We start from the raw sequence: 19,167 nt of genomic DNA, 5'->3' as shown, positions 1-19,167 counted from the left end.
TGGATCCTCCGTTTTCCTAAACATAACGGCGGACCACTTCAAAGGGGGAGGATCAGTGATTCATAGGCTTCCATCTGAATTGATGGAGGCGTTGATGGCGCGTATTTTGAGTTCTGACCTGCGGCGCCGGGTGATTGAAGCGATCGAAGGCGGTGTTTCGACACGTGCTGCAGCCCGCCGCTTTTCGATCGGAGTATCTACCGCAGGCAGTTGGCATCGGCATTGGCGCAAAACGGGCAGTTACGAGGCGCTGCCTTGAGGCGGCAGGGCGGGGTCGGTCCTTGATGCTCATGAAGCGTTCTTGTGTACCCCTCCGGTGAAGGCCGCATTGCTGGCGTAGGCTGAAGCCTGTCAGTCCTAGTGATAGCACTAGGAGTAGTCATATGACGAAGCAGCATATTGAGTAATCACGTCGGTTGAGCGTCGCCGGCGATGGTCGCAGCCGGATAAGGAGCGGCTCGTCGCTGCCTGCCTTGAGCTAGGTGTGAGCGTATCAGAGGTTGCCCGGGCAGTGGGTTGTCATGTGAGCCAGTTACTTCGGTGGCGCAAGCAACTCTGCACGATTTCCGATGACCGGACGGCGGCAGATCACGGGACACTTGCACCGGCACCTTCTACGAAGTTTGTCCCTGTGACGATATCGGATGCTGGGTCCTTGCCGGCTCCTGGTCAATCGCCGGACCCCGCTCCGCCGCAACGTGCACGTCGCAAGCCGAGCGTTGTGACGATCGAGTTAGGCCGGGGCAAGCGGGTACGGGTCGACGGTGATATCGACACGGAAGCCTTGGGGCGTATTCTCGATCTTCTAGAACGGCGATGATCCCGGTTCCGAGCGGTGTGAAGGTCTGGCTTGCGACGGGCCATACGGATATGCGCAGAGGCTTTCCCGGGCTGTCGCTGATGGTCCAGGAGACATTAAGGCAGGATCCGATGAGCGGGCACCTGTTTGTTTTCCCCGATCGGAGCGGAGGCTTAATCAAGGTGATCTGGCACGATGGCCAGGGGGCTTGCCTGTTTACGAAGAAGCTGGAACGCGGTCGGTTCATCTGGCCATCGGCAGCGGACGGGACGGTATCCATCACCCCGGCCCAGCTCGGTTATCTGCTGGAAGGCATCGACTGGCGTATGCCGCAAAAAACCTGGAGGCCGAGTTCTGCCTGATAGTGGAAAGCGCTGACATGGTGGGAACGAATTTGGTTCCATCCCGCCATGCTCGATGCGGCTGAACACCTTCCCGACGACCTTGCCAGCGCACACGCGATGATCCTCGCTGAGCGTACGGCCCGCCGTGAAGCTGAGGCACTCGCTGACCGTGCCCAGGCGGTGAACTCGCATTCGGAGGCCCTGATCGCCCGGCTGAAGCTGGAGATCGAGAAGCTCAAGCGCGAGATCTATGGACACCGTTCGGAGCGCAAGGCCCGCCTTCTGGATCAATTGGAATTGCAGCTCGAAGAGCTGGAAGCCGATGCTGCCCAGGACGAACTGGCGGCAGGGGACTCGGCACGATCATCGACCGTTAAAGCGTTTGAACGGAAGCGCCCGTCAAAAAAACCGTTTCCGGAGCATCTAACGCGTGAGCGTGTGATTTTTGCCACTCCGGAGAGCTGTCCATGCTGCGGATCCTCGAAGCTGGCAAAGCTCGGTGAGGACTTCACCGAGACGCTGGAAGTGATCCCACGCCAGTGGAAAGTGATCCAGACCGTGCGGGAGAAGTTCACCTGCCGGGAGTGCGAGAAGATCACTCAGCCGCCAGCTCCGTTCCATATGACGCCGCGCGGCTTTGCCGGTCCGAACCTCTTGGCGATGATCCTCTTCGAGAAGTTTGCGCAGCACCAGCCGCTGAACCGGCAAAGCGAGCGTTATTCGCGCGAGGGCATCGATCTGAGACTGTCGACGCTGGCCGACCAGGTCGGCGCCTGCGCGGTGGCACTCAAGCCGGTCCATTCGCTAATCGAGGCGCATGTACTCGGTGCTGAACGCCTTCACGGTGACGACACCACTGTGCCGATCCTGGCCAAAGGCAAGACCGATACCGGTCGCATCTGGACTTTTGTCCGCGACGATCGCCCGTTCGGCGGGCAATCCCCGCCGGCAGCCCTTTACTATGCTTCTTCCAACCGGCGCCAGGAACATCCCGAGCGCTATCTGAAGAGCTTCACCGGCATTCTACAAGCTGATGCCTACAGCGGTTACAATCCGCTATTCCAGGTGGACCGGGATCCTGGTCCGCTGACCCAGGCACTGTGTTGGTCACATGCGCGCCGCAAGTTCTTCGTGCTTGCCGACATCGCCGCCAACGCCAGGCGCAGGAAGAACGCTGCACCGATCTCACCGATTGCGCTGTGGGCGGTCACACGCATCGATGCCCTCTTCGACATCGAGCGCGAGATCAACGGGCTCGCTGCCGGCGAACGCCTGGAGCGGCGGTGCAGGGACGGCGCTCCGCTCGCCGAAGGTCTTGAGGAATGGCTGAGGACTGAACGGGGTAAGCTGTCGCGAAGCTCCTCGGTTGCCGAAGCGATCGATTACATGCTGAAGCGTTGGGACGGCTTCACCACCTTTCTTCACGACGGCCGGATCTGCCTGACGAACAATGCGGCCGATTGGGCACTGCGCGGCTTCGCCCTCGGCAGGAAGTCATGGCTGTTTGCCGGATCGGATCGCGGTGCCGACCGCGCCGCCTTCATGGCGACACTGCTCAACACGGCAATGCTCAATGACGTCGACCCGCAAGCCTGGCTTGCCGATGTCCTCGCCCGCATCGCCGAAACGCCCGTTTCCAGAGTCGAGGGACTGGTGCCCTGGAACTGGGAACCGCGTACTCCGGCATCGGCACCAGGGTCATGATGCAGAACGAACAGAACGCCCGGTTGCTCATCAAGCTTGATGACATCGAACCCCTGATCTGGCGCCGGGTTGAAGTTCCGCTCGCCATGAGTCTGAAGGGGCTGCACGACGTTATCCAGGCTGTCATGCTGTTTGAGGACTTCCACCTTTTTGAATTTGAGGCCGGTGACAGGTTCTATGATGTCCGTGACACTGCCGAGGACTTCGGCCACAAGACCTATGCCGCGAAGAATGTCCGCATTCGAACGCTCATCGACCGCGGCATCACCACCTTCGCCTATATCTATGACTTCGGCGACAACTGGCGCCACACCCTCATCGTTGAAGCTGTTGAGGATGCCGATCCCGTATACGAGTATCCTCGCTTCCTGGAAGGCGAAAACCGTGCTCCGCCGGAAGACGTTGGCGGGACCTTCGGCTTCGCGGACTTCCTGGAGGCGATGTCAAAGCCACGCCACCCGCAAAATCGCGAGCTGGTGCGGTGGTATGGCAGTCGCTTTGACACGAACGATATCAGCGTCGACCTGATCAACCAGCGCATCGTCCAGCTCGCTCGGCGCCGAACACTCGGCAAAGCCGGCTTTGCCAAAAGCCAGAACAAGCAGCACTGATCGGGAACTGACCGCGCCGCGGTCTTCGCCGGATGCTTACGTTCTTGTTGGGCTTGATCGCGGAACAGGCCGACATCACTCTCGCGGAGATGGTCAAGCGCCTTGAGGGAGAACGCTCCTTGAGGGTTGGACCTTCGACGATCTGGTATTTTCTCCACCGCCGGGGCATCATGTTCAAAAAAAGATAACGCATGCGAGCGAACAAGGTCGACCCGATGTCCTGAGACGGCGCGAGGCCTGGTTCCGCGATCAGCTCGACTGGAACCCGGATAAATTGATCTTCATCGATGAAACCGGCGGGTCAACCAAGATGGCGCGTCTTTATCGCCGCTCACTGCGCGGCGAGCGATGCCGAGCGTCCGTCCCGCATGGACATTAGAAGACGACAACCTTCGTTGGGGCCTTGCGACGATCCGGCATGACAGCGCCCATGGTGCTCGACGGTCTCATGCATGGAGCGGCCTTCCTTGCTTATGTCGAGCAAGTCTTGGTCCCGACCCTAAAGCCCCACGATATCGTCATCATGGACAATCTTCCTGCCCACAAACCAGTTGCCATTCGTGAAGCAATTGAAAAAGCAGGCGCAAAGCTGCGGTTTTTGCCACCCTACAGCCCAGACTTCAATCCAATCGAGATGGCCTTTTCGAAACTCAAAGCCATCCTAAAGGGCGCCGCATGCCGAACAATCGAGGAACTATGCAAACCATCGGAAGCGCAATCGACCGGATCAAACCAATCGAATGTCAGAACTACTTCAATGCCGCTGGATATGACCCCGTATGACGTCAAAACGCTCTAAGTTGACGTAAAATGAGCTGTGACCCGCAGTGTTGAAGCGTGCAGCAATTAGAAATTCGGGCTTTTGCGTTGTGGTGCCACTATGCCGTTTGTGGTGGCAATTCAGGTTGAACTGTGGGGGGGCAGCTCAGACCGTAAGCGCGATTCAACGCCGCTTGGAATTGATTTTACTTCGCGGCAAAGGAGGTGCACACCATGCTGGCGGCAAGTCAATCAGCGGAGCTTTAAATTTTTGAACAAGACCACCAGTCGACTTTCGGAATAAACTGACTGCATCTGAAAGTCGTTCTGGATCAGGAAATTGCTCACGGCAGGTAGCGTGCTTTCTTTGCTTTGACCCCTTTCAAAGCCGCAGTCGACTGAAATAAATCCAGTCTTCGACAGTGTCTGGCGTGCGCCTTGAAGGATCTCGGGTTCAGCCCCTTCGGCTTCAAGTTTCAATAGGGTAACCCTGTCGATGTTCTCGCGTTCGCAAAACGTGTCCAATGAGATCGCAGCGACCATCGTTGTTTCATCGAACCCCTGAAATGCAATGACCGAGGAATCCGCAGTACTGGATTTGTTGAACAACTCCAACTGGGTGTCTTCAAACCACAATGCAGCGTTCACACACCGTTTTCCCGGATTGTTCAATCCGCAGACTTCAAATTCAGGGCGGCCCGGCTCGAAAGCGATATAGTCGAGATGGCTGAGCCTCTTGGCTAGCAGCACCCCGATCTCGCCGACATTGGCTCCACAATCGATAACGACACCGCCAGCATCGAAATCGACATTCTGAAACATGTACTCGCTAGCCAACTGGCTAAGGCGCGCGCCAATACCCTTCTTATATTTTTCGAGCCTGTGCTGACTGAGTATGTAAATTTCATCACCTGCCGAATCGCAGACCTGGAAGCAATCTCCCTTCCAATCAACCTTCAGGCCCCACTTCTTAAGTTTGAGGTTGTACTTGAATGCCTTGGAGAATGCCTCCGGGTCTTCAAGCTTCCACATCCAGTTGTCGTAAATCTTTGTTAAACTTGGTATTTTCAAGATGAAGTGTCCCACCTCAAGCGCTATAAAGCAATGCCGAATACTCGGCGCAAATTTCGTCTCGACCGACTCGCGAGGCATTTCCGCCTGATGAAGTGCCCAATCTACTCATTTGTGTTCTATCGCTAACAATCATTTTGATAGACCCCACCAATCCGTCCACATCGCCACACTCCGAAAGCAACCCCGTCTTGCCGTGCTCGATCAGCCAGCTTGGTCCTTGTGAGGCCGTTGCAACGACTGGAAGGCCTGCATTCCATCCCTCCAGAACGACATTTCCGAGTGGCTCATCGTCAGACGGACAAACAAGGATGTCAGCTGCAAGAAGGAAAGGCGAGGGGTCGCGATGCCAGCCGAGAAAATGTGTACGGTTCTCAACGCCCAGATCGCGCGCGAGGCGTTGCATCTCCTCCAGAAGGTCGCCGTCGCCGATGAGCCAGGCGTGAATGGTCTCGGGTAGTTGCGCGAGTGCCTTGATGATCAGGTCGAACCGCTTACGTTCCACGAACCGACCGAGTGCTATCAGAACGGTCGCGTCCTTCGGCGTATCGAACTCCGCGCGGCACACGGGCTGGAGGCTGTCCGGCAGGGGATCCACGAAATTGCTGATCATATGCGCCCGGTCGGCGGGCCAACCGGCCTCGACCGCCTGCCGGACGATTTCAGGCGTGTTGCCGATCAGATGCTCAACATTGCCATAAGTGTGGAAACCGTCCGGAAAGTCGCCGAGGCGCAGGAAGGTGCGCATATCGGGGCCGGGTTTCGGCAACCACTTGCTGGCCGGGCTCATCCAGCCGAGGGTCGCTTTCGCACCGAAATTCTTGATCTCGCGGGCAATACCCCAGCGCACGAAGTGGCGCTTCAGATGCGAGCGGCTGAACTTCAGTTCCCGGACCGTGCAGTGTTCGGCGAGTTCATCGCGCCACGGTCTGTCGTGCCGGATGAAGGCGATCTGTTCGACGCCGCGCTTCGCCAGCGCCCGCGACAGCCTTACGAAAAACTTCTCTGCGCCACCGTCGACGCCAAGATGAATGTGGGCAAGTTTTGTCGAGCGCTGTGCCACGTCAGTTGCCATCGATCACGTCATAGTAGTTGTGTGCGCGGCCAAGCAGTCCGCGCAGGTTTCCCGACCCTTTCATCAGGCGGATGAGCCCGTAGTAAAAGAGTTTTTCCCCCCGCTGGCGCGCGAACGGTTTCAGGCAGAAGCCGAACAAAGTGGCAAGCAGTCCAAAGACCATGCGCCGCGTGCTCTTGGGAATGAAATGCAGCGCCGCCTTGCCTCTCCCCTCACGCAACACGATGTTGAATGCGCCCGAAGTTGCTGCCATGTGCATCCTGCTGAGCAGCCGCTTGGTGGTTACGCGGGAGGCGGGAATGTCTTCTTCGACAAAGGCATCGTCGACCCAGATCATCTTGGCACCGGCCGCATGGGTCCGGCGGAAAAAGTCAATGTCCTCGCTGCCGAAGGTCAGGCGCTCGTCAAAGCGCAGTCCCAGCCCGTCTGCACGGATTATTCTTGCGTTGATCAGCACGTTGTTGGTGGGCGCTTCGGTGATCTCGGTTCCGGTTGGCCGGGGTTTGAGGAGTTGCGACTTCCACCAGTGCGGCGCAGGTTTTTCGTAGATGCGGCGGACAGGCCCGTTGGCTACCTCGGCTGAAAATGTTTTGCAGGCTTGCAGCAGTTTTTCGATCCAGTCGGGCTCTGCGCGCTCATCGTCATCGATCAGCGCGACCCAATCCGGATCGTGTTCCAGCGCGGCCTCCAGCGCCGTGTTGCGCGCAAAGGGAATGCCCCTGCGCCCCTCGTGATAGAAGAAGACCGGGATCTGCAGAACCGACGTCGCCTCTTCGGCCGAAGCGCCGGTGAAGTAGGGTTTGGGATCGTTTTCCACCACCACGATCGAAAGCTCGGTGCTTTCCGGACCGACAAGCCGATCGAGGCTTGCAAGGCACGCCTTGAGCATGTTCGGGCGTTGCGCTGTGCACACGGCAATGACCAGTTTCTGGGTCATGAAGTAGATTTGATCCTTCCGGTTGGCGGCAAAGGTCCTTCGCATGAGCCGGACCCCGGGTTCGGGCAGGGGTTTGGCGCAACTGGGACGCACTGTCAAAGGATTTCGTCAGTCAGCCTTCCCAGAGAGCGACGCCCACGCTACGGTCTGTCGCGAGGGTATGCACCCGGGCCCTTTGAACGATTGCGTATTCGCAACAGTGTTTGGGAGGACACGAATGAAGGGAATGATGATGCACCGTCCGCTGAAAATAGCGGACATCATCACCTTTGCCGCGGAAAACTATCCGCTCGGTGAACTCGTCTCCGTTCGAACCGAAGGTGATATCCACAAAACGACCTACCGAGAAACGGCGCGTCGCACCGCGCAGCTGGCCCATGGTCTGAAGTCACTGGGGGTAGCGCAGGGCGACCGGATCGCGACACTTGCCTGGAACGGCTACAGGCATTTCGAACTTTACTACGCGATCTCCGGTATTGGTGCGGTCTGTCACACAATCAATCCGCGGCTTTCAGCCGAGCAGATGATTTACATCATCAATCACGCGCAGGACCGGATCATCTTCTGCGACACCACATTCGTGCCTATCATCGAGAAACTGCGCGACCAGCTGCCGAATGACCTGCGCGTTGTCATCATGACCGACAGGCAACACATGCCACAGACTTCGATGGAAGATGTGCTGTGTTACGAAGAGCTGCTGGAGGGACAACCTCAGGACATCGACTGGCCGGATTTCGATGAGAATGAAGCAGCGGGTCTTTGCTATACCTCCGGCACCACGGGAAACCCCAAGGGGACGCTCTTTTCGCACCGTTCGACGGTACTGCACGCCTTTATGCTGTGCGTAACGATTCCGAAGGTTCTGCAGGAAGGTGGCCGCATATTGCCGGTGGTGCCACTCTTTCATGTGAATGCGTGGGGGCTGCCCTATGCAGCTCCGCTCTCCGGAGCAAGCCTGGTGTTTCCGGGCGGCGCGCTCGACGGCAAAAGCCTGTTTGATCTGCTCGACAGGGAAAAGGTCTATTCTGCATGGGGTGTGCCGACTGTCTGGCTCGGCCTGATGAATGAAATCACGCAGAGAGGCAACTTGCCGGATGGCTTTGGTGATGTCGTGATCGGAGGTTCCGCAGCGCCGCGCGCGCTCATTGAGGCTTTTGAGACGAAGGGCGTGAACGTCTGTCACGCCTGGGGCATGACAGAAATGAGCCCGGTCGGCACCCAGTGCAACCTGCCGCCGGATATGGCGGATCTGCCGCTTGAAAAACGTATCGATCGCAAGCAGTCCCAGGGGCGCGGTGTGTTCGGCGTGGATATGAAAATCGTCGACGATGCGGGCAATCGATTGCCGCATGACGGCAAGTCACAAGGGCATCTCTATGTGCGCGGCAATACGATCACCTCCGGCTATTTTGAAGATCCGGAGGCTTCAAAACCTGTGTTCGATCAGGATGGATGGTTCTGTACGGGCGATATTGCCAAGATCGATCCGCAAGGGTTTTTGCAGATCACCGACCGGTCGAAGGATCTGATCAAGTCCGGCGGCGAATGGATCAGTTCGCTCGATCTTGAGAACATTGTCATGTCCCATCCAGGCGTCGCCAATTGTGCGGTGATCGCCGTGCCGGATTCCAAATGGGACGAAAGGCCGTTGCTGATTGTCGTTCCCCGGGAGGATGCGCAGCCGCAGGAGGACGAGTTGCGCGGGCTTCTCATGGCCAAGCTCGCAAAATGGCAGGTGCCTGACGAAATTGTCTTCGTGGATCAGCTTCCCCTTACTGCGACAGGCAAGGTTTCCAAGCTGACACTCAGAAAACAGCGTGCCGAGGGCAATTTATGACCCCGGATGCTCTTTTTGGACTTTCTGGAAAAACGGCACTTGTCACCGGTGGCGCGACAGGGGTTGGTCGTATGGCGGCCGAAGGACTGGTTGCTGCCGGTGCCAGGGTTTTCATCGCAAGCCGAAAGGAAGAGGCCTGCGAGGCAGCCGCGGATGATTTGAATGCCGCCGGTTACTCCGGACGGGCAGAGGGTTTTGGCGGGGACGTCGCAACCGAGCAGGGCATTGATGCCCTGGCTGCCGAAATCGGCAATCGTACAGAAAAGCTCGACATATTGATGAACAATGCCGGCACCAGTTGGGGCACGCCGCTGGGCGAGTTTCCATATTTCGCCTGGGAACGGGTCATGCAGCTCAATGTGACAGGTTTGTTCCATCTGACCCAGAAACTCCTGCCCCTGCTGGAAACTGCAGCAAGCGATGACGATCCCGCGCGCGTCGTCAATGTCGGATCCGTCATGGGGGAATTGCCGCATGGCGATCGTGCATACAGCTACGCAGCCTCCAAGGCGGCAGTCCACCACCTGACGAAGATTCTCGCCAAGGAACTGGCTGACAGGCGGATTACGGTCAACGCACTGGCTCCCGGACCATTCGTCAGCAAGATGACCGCCTTCGCGACGGAAGATGAACAAGTCCGGAGCCGGGTCGGCGCACAGGTTCCACTCGGTAGGGTCGGGCGCAGGGAAGACATTGCTGCGGCCCTGCAATACCTGTGCGGTCGCGGCGGGGCTTACGTCACCGGCGCAATCCTCCCGATCAGCGGAGGTATAAACGTCGAAACCGGACCGGACCTGTTCCAGGAGGCCTATGCGTGACTGTGAGTGAGGATGCGCGCGCACTTACGGTCGATAAGCTGAAATCATTGATCGGCGAGGATGTCGGGGTGTCGTCCTGGTACCTGATTGATCAGGCGCGCATCGACTCCTTTGCCGACGTGACGCAGGATCACCAGTTCATTCATGTCGACCCGGAAAACGCTGCCAAGACCCCGTTTGGCGGAACGATAGCGCACGGCTTTCTGACATTGTCCCTGCTCTCGGTCATGGGCCAGGAGGCGCAGCCGAAAATCTCCGGATCTCGCCTGGGCATCAATTACGGTTTCGACCGGGTCAGGTTCCTTTCTCCAGTGAAGGCCGGGCAAAAGGTTCGTGGTCGTTTCGTCCTGGCAAAGGTGAACGAAATCAGGCCAGGTGAGGTTGATCTTCTCTGGCAGGCAACCGTGGAAATCGAAGGCGAGACCCGTCCCGCGCTCAAGGCTGATTGGCTCAACAGGTTCTATCTGGTCCGCAATGAGGAGAAACAGCCAGCATGCTGAAGGCGCGAACGCTTCCAACTGTCTTGCAGGACATGCGAATTCCGGCAGTGGCGGCGCCACTTTTCATCGTCTCGTGCCCGGATCTCGTGATTGCGCAGTGCAAGGCCGGGATCATCGGTAGCTTTCCGGCACTCAATGCCCGGGATGAACCAGGCGGTCCGGTGTTGCTCGAGATATGGCTTAAGAAGATTACCGAAGAGCTTGACCGCCATAATCAGGCAAATCCGGATCGGCCGGCGGCGCCGTTCGCCGTCAACCAGATCGTCCACCGGTCCAATGACCGGCTCGAACGGGATGTCGAAATCTGTGCGAAATGGAAAGTTCCGGTCTGGATCACGTCCATGGGTGCGCGGGTCGAGGTCAACGACGCCGCTCATTCGTGCGGGGGCATTGCGCTTCATGATGTCATCAACAACACCTATGCAAAAAAGGCGGTGGGCAAGGGCGCCGACGGACTGATCGCGGTTGCGGCAGGGGCGGGCGGTCACGGCGGGCCACAATCGCCATTTGCCCTTGTGCGCGAGATCCGCGAGTGGTTCGACGGCCCATTGTTGCTTGCAGGAGCGGTCTCCACAGGTGAAGCTCTTTTGGCGGCTCGCGTGCTGGGGGCCGATTTCGGTTATGTCGGCTCACCCTTCGTGGCAACGAACGAAGCCAATGCCGACCCGGTCTACAAGGAGATGATGGTGAAGGCAGCGGCGGAAGACGTCCTGACGTCATCCCTTTTCACCGGGCATCCGGCCAACTACCTCAAAGGGTCGTTGACGCGCGTCGGTCTCGACCCGGACAACTTGCCGCCGGACTGGGATGTGAGCGTCATGCCGGACGATGGTCCGCTGCCGAAGGCCTGGCGGGAAATCTGGGGCGCGGGGCAGGGGATCGGCGCGATCAAGTCGGTCGGACCGGCAGCGGCCGTGGTTGATCGTCTGGAACGTGAATACCGGGATGCTTGCGAACGCATGCGAGAGATCATTTAGGGAGACGTCATGGATCTGGGCATATCGGACCGGGTGCGGCCGCTCATCGAGCAGGTCCGGCAGATGGTCGAGGAAGAGATTGCACCGCTGGATATCGAGTTTCATCACGAGGTTGGCGGGCATCCTTCCGGAGACCGGTTCCAGCATACGCCGCGGCAGCTGGAAATTCTGGAAACCCTCAAGACGAAGGCGAAGGAACGCGGCCTCTGGAATTTCTGGCTGACCGACAGCGAAAGAGGCTTCGGGCTGTCCACCGTCGAATATGCCTATCTCGCGGAGGAAATGGGCAAGGTCGGGATCGCCGCCGAGGTCTTCAATTGCAATGCACCCGACACCGGCAACATGGAGGTGCTTGAGCGCTATGGGTCACAGGTGCACAAGGAGCGCTGGCTGAAACCGCTTCTGGAGGGAACGATCCGCTCCGCATACCTGATGAGCGAGCCGGACGTCGCCTCGTCCGATGCCACCAACATTGCGCTGAGCGCGGCCCGCGACGGGGATGACTGGATCCTCAACGGCGAAAAATGGTGGGCGACCGGGGCGGGAGATCCGCGTTGCAGGCTCTATATCGTCATGGCTTCAACAGATCCGTCTGCCCACAAACACAGCCGGCATTCCATGTTCCTGGTGCCGAGCGATTCCGACGGGATTGAAGTCCTGCGACCGATGCAGGTCTTTGGAGCAGATGATGCCCCGCATGGCCACATGCATATCCGTTTCACCGATGTCCGGGTTCCGGCGGAAGATCTGGTGCTCGGCGAGGGACAGGGCTTCGAGGTTGCGCAGGGCCGTCTTGGTCCGGGCCGCATCCACCACTGCATGCGGGCGATCGGTCAGGCCGAAATGGCGCTTGAACTCCTGTGCAAACGGGCCATGAACCGGCAGGCATTCGGCAGGAAACTGACCGATCTCGGTGCCAACTACGACATCATCGCCGACGCGCGCATGGAGATCGAGATGGCGCGTCTGCTCTGTCTGAAGGCGGCCTGGATGATGGATACAAGGGGAACGCGCGCCGCCCAGCCCTGGATCAGCAAGATCAAGGTCGTCGCGCCCCTGATGGCGCTGAAAATCGTCGACGAGGCCATGCAGGTTCATGGCGCAGCCGGCATCAGCCAGGACTTCCCGCTTGCTGCCATGTGGACTCACCTGCGGACACTGAGATTCGCGGACGGTCCGGACGCCGTGCATCGACGTCAGGTGGCCCGCACGGAGCTGCGGAAGTATACCAATGACAGGATCTGATGATGGCACCTGCCGGTTCGGAACTGGACTTGAAGGCACTAGCCGATTGGCTGAACTGGAATCTCGACGGATTTGCAGGGCCGGTACAGGCTGTAAAATTCAATCGGGGCCAGTCCAACCCGACATTCCGATTAACGTCAGCTTCCGGCAGTTATGTCCTGCGCCGCAAACCGCCCGGTGTCCTGCTGAAATCCGCTCATGCAGTCGACCGGGAATTCCGGGTTCAACGCGCTCTCGCGGGCTCCAATGTCCCGGTCGCGAAGATGCATGTCCTGTGTGAGGACGACAGCATTCTCGGGTCGGCCTTCTATGTCATGGAACTGGTGAGGGGCCGGAACTTCGACGATCCGAGGCTGCCCGGACTCGATAAGACCCTGCGGACCGGCATCTACGACAGCATGAACCGGGTTGTGGCGGCCATTCACGCGATTGACCTGGCGGCGGTTGGCCTTTCGGACTTCGGGCCTGAGGGAAACTACTACAGACGCCAGATCGATCGCTGGACCAAGCAGTATCGGGCCAGCGAAACCGAACAAATCGCAGCAATGGACATGCTGATCGATTGGCTCGACAAAACCGTACCGGACGACGACGGCAAGAGGACTCTGGTTCACGGTGACTATCGTATCGACAATCTTCTTTTTGCCGAAAATGGCCCCGAATGTGTGGCCGTTCTGGACTGGGAACTTTCGACAATCGGCCATCCCTTCGCGGACCTTGCCGCCCTGATCATGCAGTGGCAACGGCCTCCGGGAAATGAGGGGCGGGGTCTCGCAGGGGTCGACCGGGCGATGCTGGGTATTCCCGGGGATGAGGCCTTCATCGACGCCTATTGCGCGCGCATGGGGCTGCCCGGCATTCCGGGTTTCGGCTTTTACCTCGCCTTTGCCTTTTTCCGCATGGGTGCGATCCTCCAAGGCGTCAAGAAGCGAGCTCTTGACGGCAATGCTTCCAATCCGGAACTGGGATTGAAGCTCGGGGCCAGTGTACCCGAATACGCAAAAGGCGGGCTGGAAGCGGCGAAATCTGCTTGAATCCAAACCGCCGATACTTGATGTCCCGAACGGTGCTGAAACCCCGTTTTGTTGTCCCGGGCGCCGCGCAGCGAAGACCCGGGATCCAGTAATTGCATTTGTTTGTGGGTTTACCGGAAAACGCCGGCGTTTTGGATCCCGGTCCTGGCCCAGGCGCCAAACCGGGATGACAACCGGAGAAACCAACGTCACGAAAGATGGGCCTCATGTACCGGAATTCGTGACACTTCCTGCAAGGCAGCGCTACTCGCTTCCACAGGACGAGGTCGTGGCCAAGTCAACACCCAAAGATGTTTCAGCTCTGCTCATTCATCTCGGCAAAGGTCCCACCGCTTTCAGCCAGCTTCCGCAGCAACGCCGGAACCTGCCAGTAATACGCGTCTTCCTGCGCATAGTCCTCGATCCGCCGAACCAGTTCCGCCGCACCGATCTGGTCCGCGGTGTGCATCGGGCCGCCGCGGAAGCGAGGGAAGCCGTAGCCGAACAGGAAGACTGCATCGATGTCGACAGGCCTGAGTGCGATGCCTTCCTGAAGGACGCGCGTTGCTTCCAGGATCATTGCGGTGATGAAGCGGCTGACAATCTCGTCTTCGGCAAAGGTCCTTGGTGAAACGCCAGCCTTGGCGCGCTCTGCGTCGATAATTGCAAGCGCGGCCGGATTGGGTCGGGTGCCCTCTGCGTCGTAGATGTAAAAACCCTGTCCGGTCTTGCGTCCGAACCAGCCTTTTTCGCAAATCTCGTCGGCGATCGGAATGTAGCGCTCTTCGGCAGGGCGCGTCGCCGCGCGGCGTTTGTTGGCAGCCCAGCTGATATCAAGACCGGCAAGGTCGGCCACCTGGTAGGGGCCCATGGCGAAGCCGAAGCCGGTAATCGCCTTGTCGATTTCCTCCGGTGAAGCACCATCCATCATCATGTAGTCGGCCGCCTTCTTGTAGAAGGTCATGATCCGGTTGCCGATGAAGCCGTCGCAGACACCTGAGCGAACTGCGATCTTCTTCAGTTTCTTTGCAAGGGCGAAGCCGGTGGCAACCGTGTCCGCGCCGGTCTTTTCGGCAACGACCACTTCCATGAGACGCATGATGTGGGCGGGGGAAAAGAAGTGCAGTCCGATGACATCCTCCGGCCGGCTGGTCGCCGCCGCAATCTGGTCGATGTCGAGATAGGAAGTGTTGGACGCAAGAATGGCGCCTTGTCTGGCCACCTTGTCGAGCGTTCCGAAGATCTCTCGTTTGACACCCATGTCCTCGAACACGGCCTCGATGATGAGGTCGGCGTCCGACAAGGCATCAAGTTCCGTCGCCGTTGAGAGCTTGGAGGAAAGAATTTCATCCCGGGCCCCGGCGCCTAGCTTTCCGCGTTTCACGGCACCGTCGAGATTGGCTCCTATTGTCGATGTGCCCCGGTCGAGACCGACCTTGTCCCGCTCGGTCATGGTCACTTGAAACCCGGCAAGGAGAGCGGCGGTCGCGATGCCGGAGCCCATCGTGCCGCCGCCGATGACACCGATTTTCCGGATGTCACGCGGCGTGGCGGAGGCTTCCGGAACCTTGGCGACCGCGCGTTCTGCGAAGAAGGCGTGGACCAGGCCACCCCGTTGCGGACTGTCCATGCAGTCGTTGAAAAGACGGCGTTCCTCCTTGAGGCCCTCCTCGCGGGGCAGTCTGCTGGCCTCGACCGCATCGACGCATTTGTGCGGCGAAAACAGCAGCCGTTGCGTTTTTGCCAGTTTGTCGCGCATCGCGGTCAGCGCCTGCGGGTCGTCTTCAACGGTAAGGTCGCATGTGCGTCTGCTTGCCAGTTCGCCGTCGAGCAATTCCCTGGCTGCGGTCAGGGCAACCTCGCGCGGCGCGCCGTCTGCAATTTGATCAATCAGTCCCTGTTCCAGCGCCTGGTTTGCCGAAATGGGTTTGCCGCTCGTGATGAGATCGAGCGCCGCCTTTATGCCGGCAAGACGAGGTGCGCGCTGGGTGCCGCCGGCACCGGGCAGAATTCCGAGGGAGACTTCGGGCAGCCCGACCTTTGTACCGGCAAGGGCGACACGTGCATGACTGGCGAGGGCGACCTCCAGTCCACCGCCGAGCGTTGTGCCGTGAAGAACGCAAACGACGGGTGTCTTGCAGTCTTCAATGAAATTACACAGGTCGGGAAGCCAGGGATCCCTGGGAGGTTTGCCGAACTCCCGGATATCCGCGCCGGCAATGAAGGTCCGGCCTTCGCCGTAGATGGCGATAACCTTGATATCCGGCTCGTTCTGCAGAGTTTCGATGGCCTGCCAGAGGCCGGAGCGCACCGCGTGCGAGGCGGCATTCACGGGCGGATTGTTCAGCGCAACGAGCGCGATCCCGCCCTGCCTGTCGATCGACACGACGTCGTTGATACCGGTCAAACCGGTCTCTGATCCTGATTTCATGAAATCCTCCCGAAACCGCCCGGAACAGGCGCTCTTTCGCCGGAATTTTCAATTCCGGACTACAGTTGTCAAGTTGTCCAAAGGGTGTGACCCGAATATCCGTTACTGGTTACGGCATGGGTTGTGTTGTCAGTCTTTCGGTGACGCCTTGGGCGTAAAGGCGCAACGGTCCGGTTTGAGGTCGAGCAGCGGAGTTCCGTTCAGACAGTCCAGGCCGCGCACGATCAATGTCGAACCCTCGACCTTCACCAGCTTTGCACCGACTGTCCCGATCGGATTGGGGCGGACGGGCGAGCGCAGTGCAAATGTTCCATATGTTCTGTCGCTGTGACCCGGGTTTTGTACGACCAGGTCCCGCCTGGATTTGTCGAGCCAGTAAAGAACTTCTATCTGGTCGTAGTCCTCGATCCCTTTCAGCGCCGGAACCCATGGTTCGAAGATCTCGATCCGGCACTCCGGTCCATCCTGTTTCCCCTGACGCGGACAGTCCTTTCGGTCGGTCCATGGCGTGTGGATACGTCCGATGAAATGAAGCCTCGCGTCATCGGGTTCGGAGGTCGGCACCATGATTTCGTGCGCGCGAATGTCGCTCATGCTTGTGTCCTGTCTGATCTCAGTCGGATAACCAGCGGACCGTACCGAGATCCTTCATGTCATACCCGCCGAGAGAATCGGCCTTGTCCCGAAAACTGGTTGTTTCCGAGAACGCGAAGAGTTTTTGCAACGGCTCGGTAAAATAGGATTTGCGGTCGATCAACAAGTCGAAACTTTCATCCACGAGGGGAATGAAGGCGAGTTTGAATTGCCTTGCCATTGCTTCTATGCCGAGCGAGGCGTCGACGTCACCGGCTGCGACGGCAGCCGCTGCATCACTTTCCGTGTGGGCCTGGTCCCTGCTCAGGTCCAGATCGCCTTCGCTCAGCCCCGCCTCGGTCAGCAGTCTGGTCAAGAGCAAGGCAGCACCTGCACCTGGCTGGCGCATTGCAACGCGCCGTCCTTTGAGGTCTGCCATGGACCGGATGCCATCATTCGTCCCGGACGCAACAAGGAGCCCGCGTTTGCGCACGGCCCAATGGATAAGGACACTGTTGACAAGACCGGCATTCGAAACTGCGGAGATGTTCCAGCCAGCTTGTTCGGGCAGATGCAGACCACTCGCTGTCGCTGCGCCCGATTGAAACCGTGTCAGCCCGTCATGACTGCCGTTGCAGAGTGTCGCGAGACCGCAACCCGAGGCCCGAATGGCCCAGTCCAGAAGCGGGTCGTGAGAACCGGCCAGCACGTTTGGCCGATCGTTGCCCGGCGGGTTATCCGGCCCATCGACCCAGGTGCGAATCGCCTCCACCGGAAACAGAAGCTTGCCCGTGATCCGTCGGTGAGGGATCTCGTTGGCGGCGGCAAGGTCATAGACCTTGCGCTCCTTGACACGCAAAAGATCAGCAACTTCCTTCGTGGTCAGGAAAAGCGGCTTGGTGTTGTCAGAATCGGGCAATTTGGTTCCTGCTGTTTCGAAAAGCGTAGCCGAGACCGAGCGCGCAATTCAACAATGCGAGACGTCAAAGATCGGCGCCGCGCCGCTTGAAGCGTAATTTGCGACGTTTTAGGCATAACGGTTCCCAAGCTTCAGATGATATTTTTCTTGTGAACTCAAGACAGCACCACGTGTGCTCAAAGAATGCACGCTGCCCTGGAAGGAAGAATTGTTCCTCCGGGATCTTTTGCATGAGTAGAATTTCCATAATTTTACCAGAAAGCAAAATATAAAGTCGGGCGATGAACAAAAATTATTCATTTTTTTTCACAAGCCTCTTTCAAAGATGCATCTTTTTTGTTTTTCTACCCCTCGATGGCTTCGGCAAATATCTGACCGGTGGCACCTGTCGCCAGACGAAACTGTTGTGCTGTCCATAAAAACAATAGAACCGGATTTGGGGACACAATGGCGAATAACAGGGGCGCTGCTGTTATGTATGACAGCGTTCAGAAGAGCTATGACGGGGAAAGCCTCGTCGTAAAGAACCTCAACCTCGATATTCCGCCCGGCGAATTTCTGACAATGCTGGGACCCTCAGGATCCGGCAAGACAACGTGCCTGATGATGCTGGCAGGTTTCGAACCGGCGACGCATGGCGAGATTTACCTAAATGACCGTCCGATCAACAACGTGCCGCCGCACAAGCGCGGTATTGGCATGGTCTTTCAGAATTATGCGCTCTTTCCGCATATGACGGTGGCGGAAAATCTGGCATTCCCGCTTCAGGTCAGAAATGTCGGCAAGGCGGAACAGGCCGAAAAGGTTCAACGCGCGCTCGACATGGTCGAACTCGGTGCCTTTGGCAATCGGCGTCCCGCGCAGCTTTCCGGCGGACAACAACAGCGCGTTGCCGTTGCGCGCGCGCTCGTATTCGACCCCGAACTCGTCCTGATGGACGAGCCGCTCGGCGCGCTCGACAAGCAGCTGCGCGAGCAGATGCAGTATGAAATCAAGCATATTCACGAAAATCTGGGCGTCACGGTGGTCTACGTGACCCATGACCAGACGGAAGCGCTGACGATGTCGGACCGTGTTGCGGTGTTCAACGACGGCATCATTCAGCAACTGTCGACACCCGACGATCTTTATGAAGATCCTCAGAATTCGTTCGTGGCGCAGTTTATCGGCGAGAACAACAAGCTGAATGGCAAGGTCGTCGGCGTTGACGGTGAGGAATGCCTTGTTGAACTCGGCGACGGCACGCAGCTCAAGGCGGACAAGGTCAATGTCTCTGCAGTTGGCGACCTGACCACATTGTCGCTCCGTCCCGAGCGTGTCGAATTCGACACCAACGATACCATGGACAATCTCGTCAATGGACGGATCGAGGAATTGATCTATCTGGGAGACCACATTCGTGTTCGCATGAACGTGGCTGGAAATGATGAATTCATCGTCAAGGTTCGCAACCGTGGAGAGAAGCGTAAGCTGCATGTCGGAGAAACTGTCCAGGTCGGCTGGGCAATGAACGACTGTAAAGCGCTCGACGCGGTTGCCTAAATTCGCGAG

General features: G+C 58.4%; 17 protein-coding genes and 2 pseudogenes. 13 read left to right on the top strand and 6 right to left on the bottom strand.

The annotated features are described in order from the left end of the window. Window positions 1-94: 94 nt before the first annotated feature. The 6 genes and pseudogenes from LA5095_RS32855 to LA5095_RS33380 all read left to right on the top strand — a co-directional run. Window positions 95-241 (top strand): annotated as a pseudogene (locus LA5095_RS32855) (helix-turn-helix domain-containing protein); the annotation flags it as partial. A 165-nt stretch (window positions 242-406) separates the two neighbouring features. Further along, window positions 407-820 carry an IS66-like element accessory protein TnpA gene (gene tnpA, locus LA5095_RS33555; RefSeq protein WP_082443013.1) on the top strand — a complete coding sequence of 138 codons (414 nt, stop codon included), beginning with the start codon at window positions 407-409 and terminating at the stop codon, window positions 818-820. Beyond that, window positions 817-1,161 (top strand): IS66 family insertion sequence element accessory protein TnpB, encoded by a 345-nt coding sequence (gene tnpB / locus LA5095_RS31525; protein ID WP_055391951.1) that lies wholly within the window; start codon window positions 817-819, stop codon window positions 1,159-1,161. The genes tnpA and tnpB overlap by 4 nt, the downstream gene beginning before the upstream one ends. A 48-nt stretch (window positions 1,162-1,209) precedes the next feature. Next, window positions 1,210-2,847: an IS66 family transposase gene (tnpC, locus tag LA5095_RS31520; protein ID WP_055391950.1), complete on the top strand. Its 1,638-nt coding sequence runs from the start codon at window positions 1,210-1,212 to the stop codon at window positions 2,845-2,847. After that, window positions 2,844-3,458 (top strand): plasmid pRiA4b ORF-3 family protein, encoded by a 615-nt coding sequence (locus tag LA5095_RS31515; protein ID WP_055391949.1) that lies wholly within the window; start codon window positions 2,844-2,846, stop codon window positions 3,456-3,458. Before tnpC ends, LA5095_RS31515 begins: the two co-directional genes overlap by 4 nt. Before the next feature lie 41 nt (window positions 3,459-3,499). Next, window positions 3,500-4,241 (top strand): annotated as a pseudogene (locus tag LA5095_RS33380) (IS630 family transposase); the annotation flags it as partial. 228 nt (window positions 4,242-4,469) lie between these two features. Here LA5095_RS33380 and LA5095_RS31505 read toward each other — a convergent pair. The 3 genes from LA5095_RS31505 to LA5095_RS31495 are packed head-to-tail and all read right to left on the bottom strand — an operon-like array spanning window position 4,470 to window position 7,345. Beyond that, window positions 4,470-5,288 carry an FkbM family methyltransferase gene (locus LA5095_RS31505; RefSeq protein WP_158510461.1) on the bottom strand — a complete coding sequence of 273 codons (819 nt, stop codon included), beginning with the start codon at window positions 5,286-5,288 and terminating at the stop codon, window positions 4,470-4,472. Window positions 5,289-5,304: 16 nt separating this feature from the next. Further along, entirely contained in the window at window positions 5,305-6,363 is a 1,059-nt protein-coding gene (locus LA5095_RS31500) for a glycosyltransferase (protein ID WP_055391947.1), read from the bottom strand. Further along, window positions 6,353-7,345: a glycosyltransferase family 2 protein gene (locus LA5095_RS31495; protein ID WP_055391946.1), complete on the bottom strand. Its 993-nt coding sequence runs from the start codon at window positions 7,343-7,345 to the stop codon at window positions 6,353-6,355. The genes LA5095_RS31500 and LA5095_RS31495 overlap by 11 nt, the downstream gene beginning before the upstream one ends. A 172-nt stretch (window positions 7,346-7,517) precedes the next feature. Here LA5095_RS31495 and LA5095_RS31490 point away from each other — a divergent pair, with 172 nt between their 5' ends. From LA5095_RS31490 to LA5095_RS31465, 6 genes are read left to right on the top strand one after another with little or no spacing between them, the layout of a single operon-like run. After that, on the top strand, window positions 7,518-9,140 hold the full coding sequence (locus LA5095_RS31490; RefSeq protein ID WP_055391945.1) for a long-chain fatty acid--CoA ligase: 1,623 nt from the start codon (window positions 7,518-7,520) through the stop codon (window positions 9,138-9,140). After that, a complete protein-coding gene (locus LA5095_RS31485) occupies window positions 9,137-9,958 on the top strand; it encodes an SDR family NAD(P)-dependent oxidoreductase (protein ID WP_055391944.1) in 822 nt (273 codons plus the stop codon). Before LA5095_RS31490 ends, LA5095_RS31485 begins: the two co-directional genes overlap by 4 nt. Then, window positions 9,955-10,458 (top strand): MaoC family dehydratase, encoded by a 504-nt coding sequence (locus LA5095_RS31480; RefSeq protein WP_055391943.1) that lies wholly within the window; start codon window positions 9,955-9,957, stop codon window positions 10,456-10,458. The genes LA5095_RS31485 and LA5095_RS31480 overlap by 4 nt, the downstream gene beginning before the upstream one ends. After that, entirely contained in the window at window positions 10,452-11,435 is a 984-nt protein-coding gene (locus LA5095_RS31475; protein WP_055391942.1) for an NAD(P)H-dependent flavin oxidoreductase, read from the top strand. The genes LA5095_RS31480 and LA5095_RS31475 overlap by 7 nt, the downstream gene beginning before the upstream one ends. 9 nt (window positions 11,436-11,444) lie before the next feature. After that, window positions 11,445-12,680: an acyl-CoA dehydrogenase family protein gene (locus tag LA5095_RS31470; protein ID WP_055391941.1), complete on the top strand. Its 1,236-nt coding sequence runs from the start codon at window positions 11,445-11,447 to the stop codon at window positions 12,678-12,680. A gap of 2 nt (window positions 12,681-12,682) precedes the next feature. Then, window positions 12,683-13,714 (top strand): phosphotransferase family protein, encoded by a 1,032-nt coding sequence (locus tag LA5095_RS31465; protein ID WP_055391940.1) that lies wholly within the window; start codon window positions 12,683-12,685, stop codon window positions 13,712-13,714. A gap of 295 nt (window positions 13,715-14,009) precedes the next feature. Here LA5095_RS31465 and LA5095_RS31460 read toward each other — a convergent pair whose 3' ends face one another. The 3 genes from LA5095_RS31460 to LA5095_RS31450 all read right to left on the bottom strand — a co-directional run bounded on the left by LA5095_RS31460 (window position 14,010) and on the right by LA5095_RS31450 (window position 17,616). Continuing rightward, window positions 14,010-16,124 carry a 3-hydroxyacyl-CoA dehydrogenase NAD-binding domain-containing protein gene (locus LA5095_RS31460; RefSeq protein WP_055391939.1) on the bottom strand — a complete coding sequence of 705 codons (2,115 nt, stop codon included), beginning with the start codon at window positions 16,122-16,124 and terminating at the stop codon, window positions 14,010-14,012. A 129-nt stretch (window positions 16,125-16,253) separates the two neighbouring features. Further along, the gene (gene tsaA, locus LA5095_RS31455; protein ID WP_055391938.1) at window positions 16,254-16,718 is read right to left on the bottom strand and encodes a tRNA (N6-threonylcarbamoyladenosine(37)-N6)-methyltransferase TrmO; all 465 of its coding nucleotides are present in this window, start codon (window positions 16,716-16,718) and stop codon (window positions 16,254-16,256) included. A gap of 19 nt (window positions 16,719-16,737) precedes the next feature. Further along, window positions 16,738-17,616, bottom strand: a complete 879-nt coding sequence (locus LA5095_RS31450) for a substrate-binding domain-containing protein (protein WP_055391937.1) — start codon at window positions 17,614-17,616, stop codon at window positions 16,738-16,740. Window positions 17,617-18,063: 447 nt separating this feature from the next. Here LA5095_RS31450 and LA5095_RS31445 point away from each other — a divergent pair, with 447 nt between their 5' ends. Next, window positions 18,064-19,158 carry an ABC transporter ATP-binding protein gene (locus LA5095_RS31445; protein ID WP_055391936.1) on the top strand — a complete coding sequence of 365 codons (1,095 nt, stop codon included), beginning with the start codon at window positions 18,064-18,066 and terminating at the stop codon, window positions 19,156-19,158. Window positions 19,159-19,167 lie beyond the last annotated feature (9 nt).

Origin of the sequence: Roseibium album (assembly GCF_001404515.1) — a bacterium.
Classification (GTDB): Bacteria; Pseudomonadota; Alphaproteobacteria; order Rhizobiales; family Stappiaceae; genus Roseibium; species Roseibium album.
Note: the sequence above shows the minus strand (reverse complement) of the source record. Positions and strands in the feature narration are given on the sequence as shown.

Excerpts from the sequence above, each read along its gene's own strand:
- LA5095_RS31500 (WP_055391947.1), bottom strand. The coding sequence starts at position 6,363 with ATGGCAACTGACGTGGCACAGCGCTCGACAAAACTTGCCCACATTCAT.
- LA5095_RS31495 (WP_055391946.1), bottom strand. The coding sequence starts at position 7,345 with ATGCGAAGGACCTTTGCCGCCAACCGGAAGGATCAAATCTACTTCATG.
- LA5095_RS31470 (WP_055391941.1), top strand. The coding sequence starts at position 11,445 with ATGGATCTGGGCATATCGGACCGGGTGCGGCCGCTCATCGAGCAGGTC.
- LA5095_RS31490 (WP_055391945.1), top strand. The coding sequence starts at position 7,518 with ATGAAGGGAATGATGATGCACCGTCCGCTGAAAATAGCGGACATCATC.
- LA5095_RS31515 (WP_055391949.1), top strand. The coding sequence starts at position 2,844 with ATGATGCAGAACGAACAGAACGCCCGGTTGCTCATCAAGCTTGATGAC.
- tnpB (WP_055391951.1), top strand. The coding sequence starts at position 817 with ATGATCCCGGTTCCGAGCGGTGTGAAGGTCTGGCTTGCGACGGGCCAT.
- LA5095_RS31465 (WP_055391940.1), top strand. The coding sequence starts at position 12,683 with ATGGCACCTGCCGGTTCGGAACTGGACTTGAAGGCACTAGCCGATTGG.
- LA5095_RS31485 (WP_055391944.1), top strand. The coding sequence starts at position 9,137 with ATGACCCCGGATGCTCTTTTTGGACTTTCTGGAAAAACGGCACTTGTC.
- tsaA (WP_055391938.1), bottom strand. The coding sequence starts at position 16,718 with ATGAGCGACATTCGCGCGCACGAAATCATGGTGCCGACCTCCGAACCC.
- LA5095_RS31445 (WP_055391936.1), top strand. The coding sequence starts at position 18,064 with ATGGCGAATAACAGGGGCGCTGCTGTTATGTATGACAGCGTTCAGAAG.
- tnpC (WP_055391950.1), top strand. The coding sequence starts at position 1,210 with ATGCTCGATGCGGCTGAACACCTTCCCGACGACCTTGCCAGCGCACAC.
- LA5095_RS31475 (WP_055391942.1), top strand. The coding sequence starts at position 10,452 with ATGCTGAAGGCGCGAACGCTTCCAACTGTCTTGCAGGACATGCGAATT.
- LA5095_RS31460 (WP_055391939.1), bottom strand. The coding sequence starts at position 16,124 with ATGAAATCAGGATCAGAGACCGGTTTGACCGGTATCAACGACGTCGTG.